This window comes from Streptomyces sp. SID12501 (assembly GCF_010550245.1).
In the GTDB taxonomy this organism is placed as follows: Bacteria; Actinomycetota; Actinomycetes; order Streptomycetales; family Streptomycetaceae; genus Streptomyces.
In genome coordinates, this window is record NZ_JAAGLU010000031.1 from 63101 (window position 1) to 76659 (window position 13559).

The following is a 13559-nucleotide window of genomic DNA, read 5'->3' on the forward strand; positions in this document are numbered from 1 at the left end:
TAACGGGCAATGCGGATCAGGCATCACAGCAGCTCAGGATGTTTGTACGAGGGTCATGTCCCCAACCGCACGATTACGCTGGCCACATGACCGACTTGCCGTCCTCACCGCCGCCGGCCGACTCGGGTGATCCAGGTGGCCCCGATCTCGATCTGCGGCTCGTGCGGTACTTCACCGTGGTCGCCGAGCACCTGCACTTCGGCCGTGCCGCCGAGACCCTGCGCATTGCCCAGCCGTCCCTGAGTCGGCAGATCCGGCGTCTGGAGAAGGAGTTGGGGGCTCGTCTGCTGGACCGCACCCCGCAGGGCAGCCGTCTCACCGACGCCGGTGAGGTCTTCCTGCCGCATGCCAGGGCGTTGCTCCGTACGGCCACCCGGGCCGCCTCCCAGACCCGCGCCGCCGCGGAGCCCAGCCGTCTGGTCGTCGGCTACACGTCGAACCTGATCGTCACCCCGGCCGTACGGGAGCTGCGGCGCCGGCATCCGGACGCCGACGTACGAGCCCTGCACCTGAACTGGGACGAACCCCGCACCGCGCTGCTCGACCACCGGGTCGACGCCGTGATCGCCCGACTCCCGCTGGCTACGCAGGAGTTGGAGGTGACCGTCCTTTACGAGGAAGCCCGGGTCCTGGTCGTGCCCCTCGATCACCGTCTCGTCGGCAAGGAGTTCGTCACCCTCGACGACATCGCCGACGAGCCGTTGCCGAGGGTGCGGGAGGACGCGGACTGGAACGCCTTCTGGCGTATCGATCCGCGTCCGGACGGCAGCCAGGCACCGGACGGTCCGCTGGTCAGGGCGCTGGAGGACAAGTTCGAACTCATCGCCGCCGGACAGGCGGTGGCCATCGTTCCGGGTGGTCTGGGCATGGAACGGCTCCGCCCCGACCTCACCACGATCCCCCTGCACGGCATCGACCCGAGCCATGTCGTCCTCGCCACCCGGGCGGACGACCGCAGCCGCCTGCTCGCCGGGTTCCGCAAAGTGGCGCGGGCTCTGCTGACAGGCGGCACCACCACCTGAACTCAGGCCGCCGGCCAGCCAGGTACCGTCGGCAGTACCCGCTCGGCGACCCGGAGCAGTGCCGTGGCGTCGGGGGGCAGGTCGTCCTGGCGCCAGATGGAGATCTCGTACGTACCGCCCCCGTCCTTGGGGTCCTTGGCGACCAGGAGGTTGCGGGAGATGCCGCCGGGGCCGGAGGAGCCCTTTCCGTCCTTGAAGATGATGCCGATGGTCTGGCCCGAGTAGAGGAACGCCTTGTGGCCCAGGACCGTTTTCCGCTCTCCCGGCACGGACAGGTACTCGGAGTCGGCGATGTCGGCGACCGTGATGTCCACGGCCTCCGAGAGCTTCACCGAGTAGCCCTCCAGTTGGATGGTGGCCTCGGGGTCGGTCGACATGACGTCCTGCTTGTCGCTGGACGTGGCTTCGTTGCTGGAGGCGCTCCACACGCGGTCGTCGGGCGTGCCGAGGAGCGTCGCCAGGTCCGGGCGGTTCAGCGCCTCGCACAGTTGCACACCGGAGACGGGCTTCGACAGCGGCACGTCGTCGTCCGAGCGGGAACACGAGGCGGGTGGGCTGTCCTTGGGGTCGGGCTCGAACTTCGCCATCACCCAGAAGCCCACCGCGAGGCATGCGACCACTATCAGCGCCGATGCGACCTGCGCACCCTCGCTCATGCCTTTCTCGGATCTGGCCGGTCCTGCCACTCCCGTCGTTCCAGTCGATCCAGCGGCTCCTGCCGATCCGGCTGAACTGGTCGATTCAGCCGAACCCGCCGAACCCGCCGAACCCGCCGAACCCGCCGAACCTGCCGATCCGGCCACTTCGGCCGACTCGGCGGATCTGGGTATGCCGGTGTCGTTGATCATGTCCCCCACCTGAATGTCCCCCACCCCACACGTCGCGCCCGTTGCGCGCGCCGGGGGAGCCTAACCGCGCGATCTCCGCTTTTGGAAGCTGCTTTTGGAAGCTCCGAAAGTGCGCGTCCGTGGTCGAGGGGGCTTCGGGGGCGGCGTCCGTCGCGCGGTCGGCGGCTGTCAGGGCGCCGGGCGGACCGGCTATGCCGCGACACACCGCGAAGGCGCCCGCTTTCACCCCTTTCGGTAAGGAGGGCCGTTCCACGGCTGAAAAGTGTGCCCAGCAGGACGGATCCCCAGCTGGGCATGGTCATTTCAAGCCGTTGTTTTGGCATTCTCATGACAAAGCGCGGCACGCAGTGCCACGCTTCTGCCGAAGTTCACCATTCCTTCACACCCGCATCAGCTGCGGGGCATCGTCCCCTCACCCCCCACCTCCTTGCACCCGCCTGCCGTGCAGCGCTCCGGACCGGCCCCATCCCGTCGGTCCGTCCCCACGTCGGTCCCCACCACGGGCCGGCCGTCGCACAGAAGGAGAACCCGTTGCCCCGGCGACACCGCCCCACCCTCCGGCGCAGACGCGCCACCGCCGCCCTCGCGATGACGACCATCGGAACCCTGCTCGCGCTGGGAGCTCCCACCGGCACCGCGACGGCGGCCCCGGCCGACCCGAGCCCGGCCCGGATCACCGCCGTGCCTCGCGCGGGAGCCGCAGCGGCGCCCCTGTCGGCGGCCCGCCGCGCCTCACTGATCAAGAGCGCGCAGACCGCGTCCGGCTCGACGGCCCGTCAACTCGCCCTCGGTGCGCAGGAGAAGCTCGTCGTCAAGGACGTCGTCCAGGACGCCGACGGCACCACCCACACCCGCTACGAACGCACCTACGCCGGACTGCCCGTCCTCGGCGGTGACCTGGTCGTCCACCTCAAGAGCAACCGCACCACCGTTTCCAAGGCGAGCGGGGCGACCCTCGCGCTGCCGTCCCTCACCCCGAAGCTCTCCGCGGCCAACGCCACCGGCAAGGCTCTCGCGGCGGCGAAGGGCGCCGACGTCACCGGTACCGAGACCGAGCGCGCGCCCCGCCTCGTCGTCTGGTCCGGCGCGTCCAAGCCCGTCCTGGCCTGGGAGACGCTGGTCGAGGGCGTCCAGCCGGACGGCACGCCCAGCGAACTGCAGGTGGTCACCGACGCGAGTACGGGCAAGCAGATCCTTGCCGCCGAGAAGGTGCACACCGGCGAAGGCACCGGCCAGTACGTCGGCACGGTTCCCCTCGGCAGCACCCTCTCGGGATCGACGTACCAGCTCACCGACGGCGCCCGCGCCGGGCACAAGACGTACGACCTGAACCAGGGCACCTCCGGCACCGGCACCCTCTTCACGGACGACAACGATGTCTGGGGCAACGGTCTGCCGTCCAACCGCCAGACCGCCGGTGTCGACGTGGCCTTCGGCGCCGCAGCCACCTGGGACTACTACAAGGACGTGTACGGCCGCAACGGCATCCGCAACGACGGTGTCGCCGCCTACAGCCGGGCCCACTACGGGAGCAGCTACGTCAACGCCTTCTGGCAGGACAGCTGCTTCTGCATGACCTACGGCGACGGCTCGGGCAACACGCACCCGCTGACCTCCCTCGACGTGGCCGCCCACGAGATGAGCCACGGTGTCACCGCCGCCACCGCCAACCTGACCTACTCGGGTGAGTCCGGCGGTCTCAACGAGGCGACCTCCGACATCTTCGCCGCGGCCGTCGAGTTCCACGCGAACCTCGCCGCCGACCCCGGTGACTACCTCGTCGGCGAGAAGATCGACATCAACGGCAACGGCACTCCGCTGCGTTACATGGACAAGCCCTCCAAGGACGGCTCCTCCCGCGACAGTTGGAGCTCCACCCTGGGCAGCGTCGATGTCCACTACTCCTCGGGCCCCGCGAACCACTTCTTCTACCTGCTCTCCGAGGGCAGCGGCGCCAAGACCGTCAACGGCGTCGCCTACGACAGCCCGACCTACGACGGTCAGGCCGTCACCGGCATCGGCATCGACAACGCCGCCGCCGTCTGGTACCGGGCGCTGACGACGTACATGACCTCGTCGACCAACTACGCGGGTGCCCGCACCGCCACCCTCCAGGCGGCGGGTGACCTGTTCGGCGCCTACAGCCCCACCTACCTCGCCGTCGCCGACACCTGGGCCGCCATCAACGTCGGCGGCCGGATAGCCCTCGGCGTCAACGTCGCCCCGATCGCCGACCAGACCAGCGGCGTCGGCCAGGCGGTCGGCCTTCAGGTGGACGCGTACACCACCAACTCCGGTTCGGAGCTGACCTACGAGGCCACCGGCCTGCCCGACGGACTGACCCTCAGCCCGAGCGGTCTGATCTCCGGGACGCCGACCACCCTCGGCACCAGCGACGTCGCCATCAAGGTCACCGACGGCACGGGCGCGTCCGTCACGGACACCTTCACCTGGCGGATCGCGTACATCTACGCCACCGCCACCCGCGTCGACATCCCCGACAACGGTGCCGCCGTGGAGTCCCCGATCACCATCGAGGGCCGCGACGGCAACGCCTCCGCCACCACCTCGGTCTACGTCAACATCGTCCACACCTACCGCGGTGACCTGACCGTCGACCTGGTCGGCCCCAACGGCACCGTCTACTCGCTTCTCAACCGCACCGGCGGCTCCGCCGACAACGTCGACCAGACCTTCACGATCGACGCCTCGGCCCAGCCCCTCAACGGCACGTGGAAGCTGCGAGTCCAGGACCGCGCGTCGATCGACGTCGGGTACATCCAGCGCTGGCAGCTCAGTCCCTGACCGGATCACTGCCTGACAGCAGACCGGTACCGGTTATTGGTACCGGTACCGGTCTGCTGACTTCAGACCACGGAACCGACGAACTCCGCCCAGGCGTCGGCCCCGAGGAGCAGCACGGGCCCGTCCGAGACCTTGCTGTCGCGGACGGGCACGATGCCGGGGACTCCGTCGGCTACTTCGACGCAGTCGCCGCCTTCGCCGTTGCTGTACGTGCTCTTACGCCAGCGGGCGGCCCCGATGAAGTCGTACGCGACCTCGATGCAGTTGCCGCCCTCGCCGTTGCTGTAACCGCTCTTGCGCCAGCGGGCGTTGCTCAGGTCGTACTCGCGCATCGTCTGTGGTCCTCAGCCGCCGACTCGATCAGGGCGAGGGATGCCTCCGGCGACATTGCGGCGCCCCTGAGCAGATCGTATGCGCGCTGCGCCCGCTTCACCACTGCCGGGTTGTCGAGTAGGTCGCCCGAAAACGAGGTCTCTGTATAGAGGGTTGGCGGCGCGTCCTCGAACTCCATGAGCTTCAGCATCCCGAGCATGGAGGCGAACGCTCCCGCCGAGTACGGAACCACCAAGACCAGTACCTTTCGCTCCCGGGCGAGCGTGGCAATGTGGTCCAGTTGCTCGGCCATGGCCGCCGCCCCACCGACGGGTGTGCGCAGGGTGCACTCGTGCAGGATCGCCCAATACTCGGGCCTTGTAGCGTCCTTGAGGATGCGAGCCCGTTCCAGTCGGGCGGCGACCTTTTCGGCTACGTAGTCGTCCGTGACGAACGGGTTGGCCGCGAGCGTGACCGCCTGTGCGTACGCGGCCGTCTGCAGCAGGCCCGGGATCACCGTCGGCGCGAACTCACAGATCTTCGTCGCCGTCCGCTCAAGCTCGACAACCTCCGCGAAGTAATCCGCGTACCGCTTGTCGTCGATGAGCTTGCGCCAGGTCCGCTCGAAAAAACCAGCGGTTTGTAGTACCTCGTCAATCCGTACCGCCACATCCAACTGCGGCTTCCGAATTGCCTGTTCGAACTGTCCGATGTAGCCCCCGGAGACGAAGACCATCGCCCCCAACTCCACCTGGGTTAATCCGGCCTCCTCCCGGCGCCGCTTCAACTCCGTTCCGAAGAACTCCCACGCCGCCTGCCGCTGTGACCCATGTGAACCATTGGCCATAACTGAACCGAACCCCCTTCGACTGCACCGCCGTTGCTGCGCCCAGAGCCTTCCGAGTGTAGGCACGGCACGTCATCGTAGAAGTGCGAAGAGTGAAACTCGATTGATCAGGGGAGCACGGTGGCGGCACGAAAGACGGCACACTCGACGGCCTGTGTCGAAGATGCGGAGGAAATTGTGAAGGAATTGCGGATGGCGTTGAAAAACGCCGGGATTACTCTGCCGTCGCTCCGATTGGACGCGGCGAGTGTGGCCCGGGAAGCGCCCTGTCCGCTCATCGAATTGGGGCGCTGCAACGTCGAGACGGCGGCCCGGATCGCGGCGGCGCTGCGATGAACGACGTGAGGCCGGCGAAGTCGGGAAGGCCGGGGCGGCCGGAGGTCGGTGCGTACGTCATGGACACCCGCACCGCGAAGGTGGGCATCGTCATGGGGCACGAGGGGCCCTACGTCCAGCTGAGGTCGTACGGCGGCGGCAGGGAATGGGACGCGGCCCCGGACGCCCTCCGGCCCGCCACCCCGGCGGAACGCCTCAGCGCGGCCACGGCGTACGCGAACGCCCGCAGCCGCGGTGAGGTTCCTTGAGGGTCCCCTGTGAGGCCTTGGCGGAGGGGATCGATCACTCGTACGTAGGCGACAATGACCCCATGAGCCTGTTCCGTGACGACGGTGTCGTGCTGCGTACCCAGAAGCTGGGCGAGGCCGACCGGATCATCACGCTGCTCACGCGCGGTCACGGGCGGGTGCGGGCCGTGGCCCGGGGGGTGCGGCGGACCAAGTCGAAGTTCGGGGCCCGGCTCGAACCGTTCTCCCACGTCGACGTGCAGTTCTTCTCGCGGGGGAGCGAGCTGGTCGGGCGCGGGCTGCCGCTGTGCACGCAGAGCGAGACCATCGCTCCGTACGGCAGCGGAATCGTCACCGACTACGCCCGGTACACCGCCGGGACGGCCATGCTGGAGACGGCGGAACGGTTCACCGACCACGAGGGCGAGCCCGCCGTGCAGCAGTACCTGCTGCTCGTCGGCGGCCTACGCACCCTCGCCCGCGCCGAGCACGAGCCCCACCTCATCCTGGACGCGTTCCTGCTGCGCTCCCTCGCCGTCAACGGGTACGCGCCCACCTTCAGCGACTGCGCGCGGTGCGGGATGGCGGGCCCGAACCGGTTCTTCTCGGTGTCCGCCGGAGGCTCCGTCTGCGTCGACTGCCGGGTGGCCGGCAGCGTCGTACCCTCTCCCCAGGCCCTCGAACTGCTTGCCGCGCTGCTGACCGGCGACTGGGCGACCGCGGACGCGTGTGAGCCGCGTCACGTCAGGGAGGGGAGCGGACTCGTGTCCGCCTACCTGCACTGGCACCTGGAGCGCGGCCTGCGCTCCCTGCGCTACGTAGAGAAGAACTAGCAAGCGGCAGCAGTAGTAGAAGCAGCAGCAGCAGTAGTAGAAGCAGCAGCAGCAGAAGAAGCAGCAGCAGCAGAAGCAAGCCGAAGCAAGCCGAAGCAGTAGAAGCACGTAACAAGGAGACGAGAAGCGCATGGTCGTACGCGGAATCCTGGGGAGCCGGCGCCGCGAGTACAAGACGCCGGAACCGCACCCCTCCGGCGCCACCGCGCCGAAGCTTCCCGGCGAGCTCGTACCGAACCATGTGGCCTGCGTCATGGACGGCAACGGGCGGTGGGCCAAGGAGCGCGGGCTGCCGCGTACGGAAGGGCACAAGGTCGGCGAGGGCGTCGTCCTCGATGTTCTCAAGGGATGCCTGGAACTCGGCGTCAAGAATCTCTCCCTCTACGCCTTCTCCACCGAGAACTGGAAGCGGTCACCGGAAGAGGTCCGCTTTCTCATGAACTTCAACCGTGACGTCATCCGGCGCCGGCGTGACGAGATGAACGAACTCGGTATCCGGATCCGGTGGGTCGGGCGTATGCCCAAGATGTGGAAGTCCGTCGTACAGGAACTCCAGATCGCCCAGGAGCAGACCAAGACCAATGACGCCATGACGCTCTACTTCTGCGTCAATTACGGTGGCCGGGCCGAACTCGCCGACGCCGCGAAGGCGATGGCCCGCGATGTCGCCGCCGGAAAGCTCGACCCCGACAAGGTCTCCGAGAAGACCATCCAGAAGTACCTCTACTACCCGGACATGCCGGACGTCGACCTTTTCCTTCGCCCCAGTGGTGAACAGCGCACCTCCAACTACCTCATCTGGCAGTCGAGTTATGCCGAGATGGTGTTCCAGGACGTTCTCTGGCCCGACTTCGACCGCCGCGACCTGTGGCGCGCCTGCGTCGAATTCGCCTCCCGCGACCGGCGGTTCGGCGGCGCGGTCCCGAATGAGCAACTGCTGGAAATGCAGCGGGACATGCGGGGCAACACCCAGGCCTGAACGCCCCCGGGGGGGCATGGCCGGGTTCGGTGGGTCAGGGAACGAGCGTGAAACTCGCCCGGTAGACATGGCCCGGCGTGGGGGTGCCCCACGAGAAGCCGTGCCCCATGGTGAGGGTGCCCGTGTACCCGTCGGGATGGTCCACCCCGTGCATGGAGTAGCTGATGGTGTACGACACCGTGGCCGGAGTCGACCCCGACCACTCGTAGCAGCTGAGGATCTCCGGGTGCTCGTCGAAGTCCCTGACAGCCGTGGGGTTGTCCGGACCGAGGAAGATGTGGCGGATGTACTGCGGAAATATGGACCAGTCCTGGCAGATGACCTCGGTTGTCGGGATGGTGGCCGAGGCGGTGGGGGCAGGCGCCGTCAACGGGATGCTGAGGGCGGCGGCAACGGCCAGCAGGGCACCAGGTCTACGCATGGTCAGCTCCACGGATACGACGACGGGCCACTCATTGTGACAACGGCCACCGTCTTCCACAGGACGGATTCGAGCCCCCTTGGCCCTCGCCCTGGTCGGCACCGGGGGATGCGGGGTTGACGACGATGACGGCATGCCAAGGGTTCGCCCGGTGCGCTGCACCACATCAACCCAAGCTGATAAGCCGCAGTTGGACCGCCCCGCGGTCAGGGCTGGTCGTACCAGGCAAACGCTGCGATCCGCCAGCCCTCGGAGGTGCGGACGAACTGGATGGTCTTGGTCCCGTCTCCCTCGAACGGCTCACCATCCAAGATCCCGGACTTGCGGTACTCGCCGAACCGCGACGCGATATCGCCCGCGATCTCTGTCCGTTCAGAGGTCTCCCACTCGGAGAACTCGACCAGCCGACTGTCGGTCAGCAGCCGCCGGCGAGGCTCGATGAACTCGTCCACGGTGTAGACCGTGAACTCCGGGCCGGTCTTGACGATCACGCCACCCGGAAGAACCAGCCTGCGGATCCGGGCCACGTCGGCAGCCTTGCCGCCCCGGTTGTCAAAGGCATCGAAGAACTCGGCGGTCACGACGTCTATCTCGATCTTGGACATGGCGCGACAGTAACAGCGAGGGGGCGCCGGACATCGTCGGTCTCGACCGGGTGCGGAATGTCGCCGAGGCAGACCGTCGCGCGCCGGTTCAAGCGCCTCGCAGTCCGCCGACAGACGGCTCGACCTCCACAACGCCATAGTCCCCTGGCCTGCGGACTGATCTGCTGGAGACGACTCAACAGCCCTTCAACACGACCGTGTTACGAGCTCTGTGCAGAGTTGAGTTGGAATACCTTGCCGAGCGGCCCCCGGCGCCGAGAAGGCGCCGGGGGCCGCTGTCATACCCGTGGGGGGTTGCTTGGTGGGCGTTGGTCAGCTGGTCGTGACCGCCGTGTCGTCGATCACGAAGCTCGTCTGGAGTGACGAGTCCTCGACGCCCGTGAACTTGAGCGAGACCGTCGTACCGGCGTAGGCCGACAGGCTCAGCGACTTGGCGACGTAGCCGCTGGCCGCGTTGAGGTTGGAGTAGGTGGCCAGGGTGGTCGAACCGGCGGTGACCGTCAGCTTGTCGTACTGGGTGCTGGTGGAGGTCTCAGCCGTGTCGATGTGGAGGTAGAACGTGAACGTCGTGCCCGTGCAGCCGCTCGGGATCGTCACCGACTGGGACAGCGTGTCGGTGTGGGTCGAGCCGTAGCCGTCGAGCCAGGCCTTGTAGGAGCCGGTGCGGGCCGCCTGGCTGCTGGAGGTGGTGATGACACCGCTGGACGCCGTCCAGGTGGTGTTGCCGGACTCGAAGCCCTGGTTGCCCAGCAGTTGAGCCGAGGTGCAGGAGCCGCCGCCGGTCGCGCTGACCGTCCAGGTGAAGGACGCCGTACCGGTGGCGCCCGTGCTGTCGGTCACCGTGACCGTCGAGCTGTAGGTGCCCGCGGTGGTCGGGGTGCCGGAGATGGCGCCCGTCGAGCTGCTGATCGACAGGCCGGTCGGCAGACCGGTCGCCGCGTAGGTCAGCGAGCCGCTGTTGGTGCTGCTGGCCGTGATCGCCAGGCTCACCGCCGTACCGACGGTCGACGACTGGCTGCCCGGGTTGGTGACCGAGACACCCGAGGTCGGCACGGTGATGTGGCTGCCGACGTTGATACCGGCGAAGGCGTTGCCGACCCCGGCGTACTGGGTGGAGCTGGCGCCGTAGAGCGACGAGGCGGCGTTCAGCGCGGCGGTGCGGGCCTGGGCGTACGTGGTGCTGGACGTCATGTACGTCGTCAGCGCCTTGTACCAGATCTGCAGCGCGGCGGCCCGGCCGATGCCCGCGACGGCGACACCGTCGGAGGTCGGGCTGTTGTAGGTGACGCCGTTGATGGTCTTGGAGCCGCTGCCCTCGGAGAGCAGGTAGAACATGTGGTTCGCCGGGCCGGACGAGTAGTGCACGTCCAGGTTGCCGACGCCGGAGTACCAACTGTCGGCCGAGCCACCGTCCTTGTCGGGCTCGTCCATGTAACGCAGCGGCGTACCATCGCCGTTGATGTTGACTTTTTCGCCGATGAGGTAGTCACCGACGTCGGTGGAGTTGGCCGCGTAGAACTCGACGCCGGTGCCGAAGATGTCGGAGGTCGCTTCGTTCAACCCACCTGACTCACCGGTGTAGTTGAGGCCCGCGGTGTTGGAGGTCACGCCGTGCGTCATCTCGTGCCCGGCGATGTCGAGCGAGGTCAGCGCCTTGACGCTGCCCTCGCCGTCGCCGTACGTCATGCAGAAGCAGGAGTCGTCCCAGAACGCGTTCACGTATGCCGTGCTGTAGTGCACGCGCGAGTAGGCGGCCACACCGTCGTTCTTGATGCCGCTGCGCCCGAACGTGTTCTTGTAGAAGTCCCACGTCGTCTGGGCGCCGTAGTGGGCGTCGACGCCGGCGGTCTGGGTGTTGGACCCGGCTCCGGTGCCCCACGTGTCGTCGGCGTCCGTCATCAGGGTGCCGGTGCCCGACGTGCCGTTGCTGAGGCTGTACGTCTTGTGGGTGCCGCGTGTCGTGTCGTTGAGCTGGTACGTCGAACCGGACAGCGTTGTCCCGATGGTGACCGTGCCGCTGTACTGGCTGTTGCCGGTACCGGTCTTGATCGCCTGGAACTGGTACAGCTTCGCGCCGGTCTGGGCGTCCGTGATGACGTGCAGCTGGCTCGGCGTACCGTCGTCCTGGAGGCCGCCGATCACCGTCTCCCAGGCCAGCTTCGGCGTACCGTTGCCCGCCCAGATCACCTTGCGGGCGCTGTCGGTGGTGGCCTTCTCCGCGTCCAGCGCCTTGGCCGCGCCGAGCGCCTTCGTCTCGGCGGCGGACTTGGCGTACGTGGGGGTCGTGGACGCGACCGAGATGGCCCGCCGCGTGTTGAACGTGCTGCTCACCGTGCCCGTGGCCTTGGAGGCGGGCGGGGTGTGCACGACGAGGTCGCCGCCGAGTACCGGCAGTCCGGCGTAGGTGCGCTCGTAGCGGGTGTGCAGGGTGCCGTCGGCGTCCTTGCTGACGTCCTTGACGACCAGCTTCTCCTTGGCGCCGAGGCCGAGGGTGCCGGCGGTCTGCGTCGTTCGCTGCGTCGCGGTCTTGATCAGCGCCGTGCGCTGGGCCGGCGTGAGCTTCGTCTGGAGAGCGCCGGCGCGCAGCGGACTGGGTGCCGGGAGCGCGGGCTTTGCGGCGGCGGGAACCGTCTGCACGCCGACGGCCAGCAGAGTGGCGGTCGCGAGCAGGGCGCCGGCCGCGGTGGCCTTGTTGGTGCGGCCGGATCTGTGGGGGGTGTTGCTCGACTTTCGTCTCACTCGTAACTCCTCCTGCGACGGCCGCGCCTTCCACGGCCGGAAACAGAACCGGGCGAACGGGGGTGTGCGGCCCGGGATGAGCTGAGCAGTGCCTGATGTGCTTGAGACGTGGGGGGTAACTGCCGGAAGAGTGGCACTGTTGAGGAGGGCATGTCAGCAAAAAATAAGAGGTCGAGGGTTATCCCTGTGCGCGCGACGGAGCCCCTCAGCGCTCGCCTCGGCACTCGCCCGTACTCCTCAGTAGCCTCTCGACGGCCCCTCAGCAGCGCTTCGACAGGCCCTCAGTCCTGGTTGCGGGGCAGCAGCAGCGGAGTCGCGAGGATCAGGACTCCGGCGGCTCCGACGGCGGTCAGGGGTGTGGTGAGGGCCGCCAGGAGCCCCCACAGCGCGGTCAGTGCCGCGACGGTCAGCTTGCTGGACACCGACCAGGCGGAGAGGGTGCGGGCGACCCGGTCCGCCGGGGTGTGCTGGAGCCGGTAGGTGGCGTACACCGGGTTGAACACGCCCATGCTGGTGATCAGCCCGAGCTGCACGACCATCACGAGGACGAGCCCTGTCGTGCCGCCGTGCAGGAACACCATCCCGACCGGCCAGCACACCCGCAGCGTCCCGAAGGTGAGCATGATCCCGCGCTGCCCGTACCGCGCCACGAGCGGCCGGGACAGACGCGAACCGACGAGGCCGCCGGCGCAGGGCACGGCGAAGGCGAGGGCGTACTGCCAGGGCGCGAAGCCGAAGCGGCCGAGCATGAGGACGGCGACGAGCGGTGCCGTCGCCATGATCAGCCCGCTGACCAGCACGGTGTTGAGGAACAGGGGCCGCAGTACCGGATCGGCCAGGATGAACCGCCACCCGCCGACCAGGTCCCCGGCGCGTACCTGTACCTGCCGTTTCCCTTCGGGACGAGCCTCCGGCTGCCCTCCGATCGCCCGGATACCGGCCGCCGACAACAGAAAGCTCACCGCGTTGGCGACGACGGTGGTCACCGGCCCGAGCAGTGCGATGGCGGCCCCGCCCAGCGGCGGCCCGAGCACGCTGGCCGTCCACATCGTGGACTCGAACCGACCGTTGGCGACGAGGAGTTGGGACGGCGGCAGAAGTCCCTTGAGGTAGGACCCGCTGGCGGCGGTGAAGGTGATGTCGGCAGCGGCGACGACGATCGCCACCACCACGAGCTGCCCGAAGGAGAGCGCGCCGAGCGCGTAGGCGGCGGGGATGCTGAGCAGTGCCCCGCACCGCACGAGATCCATGGCGACCATCACCGGCCGCTTGCGCCGGAACTCCACCCAGGGCCCGAGCGGCACCGCCACCACCGCCCCGACGGCCAGCCCGGCCGCCGCCAGCAACGACACCTGGGCGGGTCCCACATGCAGCACAAGAACCGCGATCAACGGAAACGAGTCGAACGCGAGCCAGGTCCCGGCCAGACTGCTGGCGTAGGCGGCCCACAACCACCGAAACGGCACCCCCAAAGAGGCACCGCTCAGCTGACTGTCCTGTTCCCTGACATCACCCACGGCGAGAAGCTATCGGACGGGACGGGTTTTTAGGGGCGCGGGGAACTGCGCGACAAGCCACAACGAAC

The 13559-nt window shown here is 68.1% G+C and carries 13 protein-coding genes; 6 read left to right on the plus strand and 7 right to left on the minus strand.

The annotated features are described in order from the left end of the window. Positions 1–86 precede the first annotated feature (86 nt). On the plus strand, positions 87–1022 hold the full coding sequence (locus tag G3I71_RS32165) for a LysR family transcriptional regulator (RefSeq protein ID WP_164320140.1): 936 nt from the start codon (positions 87–89) through the stop codon (positions 1020–1022). A gap of 2 nt (positions 1023–1024) precedes the next feature. Here G3I71_RS32165 and G3I71_RS32170 read toward each other — a convergent pair whose 3' ends face one another. Continuing rightward, the gene (locus tag G3I71_RS32170) at positions 1025–1678 is read right to left on the minus strand and encodes a DUF6215 domain-containing protein (RefSeq protein WP_164320142.1); all 654 of its coding nucleotides are present in this window, start codon (positions 1676–1678) and stop codon (positions 1025–1027) included. 723 nt (positions 1679–2401) lie between these two features. Here G3I71_RS32170 and G3I71_RS32175 point away from each other — a divergent pair. Further along, positions 2402–4675 (plus strand): M4 family metallopeptidase, encoded by a 2274-nt coding sequence (locus G3I71_RS32175; protein WP_164320145.1) that lies wholly within the window; start codon positions 2402–2404, stop codon positions 4673–4675. A gap of 62 nt (positions 4676–4737) precedes the next feature. On the opposite strand, the gene G3I71_RS32180 is transcribed toward G3I71_RS32175, so the two are convergent. Both G3I71_RS32180 and G3I71_RS32185 read right to left on the minus strand, forming a co-directional pair. Then, the gene (locus G3I71_RS32180; RefSeq protein ID WP_164320147.1) at positions 4738–5007 is read right to left on the minus strand and encodes a DUF397 domain-containing protein; all 270 of its coding nucleotides are present in this window, start codon (positions 5005–5007) and stop codon (positions 4738–4740) included. Next, on the minus strand, positions 4989–5834 hold the full coding sequence (locus G3I71_RS32185) for a helix-turn-helix transcriptional regulator (protein ID WP_164320149.1): 846 nt from the start codon (positions 5832–5834) through the stop codon (positions 4989–4991). The genes G3I71_RS32180 and G3I71_RS32185 overlap by 19 nt, the downstream gene beginning before the upstream one ends. Before the next feature lie 120 nt (positions 5835–5954). Between G3I71_RS32185 and G3I71_RS32190 the strand changes: the two genes are divergently transcribed. From G3I71_RS32190 to G3I71_RS32205, 4 genes are all read left to right on the plus strand, one after another. Then, the gene (locus G3I71_RS32190; protein WP_164320152.1) at positions 5955–6170 is read left to right on the plus strand and encodes a hypothetical protein; all 216 of its coding nucleotides are present in this window, start codon (positions 5955–5957) and stop codon (positions 6168–6170) included. Then, positions 6167–6418, plus strand: a complete 252-nt coding sequence (locus G3I71_RS32195) for a hypothetical protein (protein ID WP_164320155.1) — start codon at positions 6167–6169, stop codon at positions 6416–6418. The genes G3I71_RS32190 and G3I71_RS32195 overlap by 4 nt, the downstream gene beginning before the upstream one ends. Positions 6419–6480: 62 nt before the next feature. Next, entirely contained in the window at positions 6481–7230 is a 750-nt protein-coding gene (gene recO, locus G3I71_RS32200; RefSeq protein WP_164320157.1) for a DNA repair protein RecO, read from the plus strand. 130 nt (positions 7231–7360) lie between these two features. Then, entirely contained in the window at positions 7361–8209 is an 849-nt protein-coding gene (locus G3I71_RS32205; protein WP_164320159.1) for an isoprenyl transferase, read from the plus strand. 34 nt (positions 8210–8243) lie between these two features. Here the strand turns inward: G3I71_RS32205 and G3I71_RS32210 are convergent, their stop codons facing one another. From G3I71_RS32210 to G3I71_RS32225, 4 genes are all read right to left on the minus strand, one after another. Continuing rightward, entirely contained in the window at positions 8244–8630 is a 387-nt protein-coding gene (locus G3I71_RS32210; RefSeq protein WP_164320160.1) for a hypothetical protein, read from the minus strand. A 206-nt stretch (positions 8631–8836) separates the two neighbouring features. Continuing rightward, positions 8837–9235 carry a nuclear transport factor 2 family protein gene (locus G3I71_RS32215; protein ID WP_164320162.1) on the minus strand — a complete coding sequence of 133 codons (399 nt, stop codon included), beginning with the start codon at positions 9233–9235 and terminating at the stop codon, positions 8837–8839. Positions 9236–9547: 312 nt separating this feature from the next. Beyond that, positions 9548–11974 carry a M4 family metallopeptidase gene (locus G3I71_RS32220; protein WP_343243133.1) on the minus strand — a complete coding sequence of 809 codons (2427 nt, stop codon included), beginning with the start codon at positions 11972–11974 and terminating at the stop codon, positions 9548–9550. Between the two features lie 281 nt (positions 11975–12255). Beyond that, the gene (locus G3I71_RS32225; RefSeq protein ID WP_164320163.1) at positions 12256–13491 is read right to left on the minus strand and encodes an MFS transporter; all 1236 of its coding nucleotides are present in this window, start codon (positions 13489–13491) and stop codon (positions 12256–12258) included. Positions 13492–13559: the final 68 nt, after the last annotated feature.

Bases quoted from the DNA above. Each gene is read 5' to 3' on its own strand.
- G3I71_RS32210 (WP_164320160.1), bottom strand. From the start codon at position 8,630: ATGCGTAGACCTGGTGCCCTGCTGGCCGTTGCCGCCGCCCTCAGCATC.
- recO (WP_164320157.1), top strand. From the start codon at position 6,481: ATGAGCCTGTTCCGTGACGACGGTGTCGTGCTGCGTACCCAGAAGCTG.
- G3I71_RS32185 (WP_164320149.1), bottom strand. From the start codon at position 5,834: ATGGCCAATGGTTCACATGGGTCACAGCGGCAGGCGGCGTGGGAGTTC.
- G3I71_RS32215 (WP_164320162.1), bottom strand. From the start codon at position 9,235: ATGTCCAAGATCGAGATAGACGTCGTGACCGCCGAGTTCTTCGATGCC.
- G3I71_RS32180 (WP_164320147.1), bottom strand. From the start codon at position 5,007: ATGCGCGAGTACGACCTGAGCAACGCCCGCTGGCGCAAGAGCGGTTAC.
- G3I71_RS32195 (WP_164320155.1), top strand. From the start codon at position 6,167: ATGAACGACGTGAGGCCGGCGAAGTCGGGAAGGCCGGGGCGGCCGGAG.
- G3I71_RS32165 (WP_164320140.1), top strand. From the start codon at position 87: ATGACCGACTTGCCGTCCTCACCGCCGCCGGCCGACTCGGGTGATCCA.
- G3I71_RS32205 (WP_164320159.1), top strand. From the start codon at position 7,361: ATGGTCGTACGCGGAATCCTGGGGAGCCGGCGCCGCGAGTACAAGACG.
- G3I71_RS32170 (WP_164320142.1), bottom strand. From the start codon at position 1,678: ATGAGCGAGGGTGCGCAGGTCGCATCGGCGCTGATAGTGGTCGCATGC.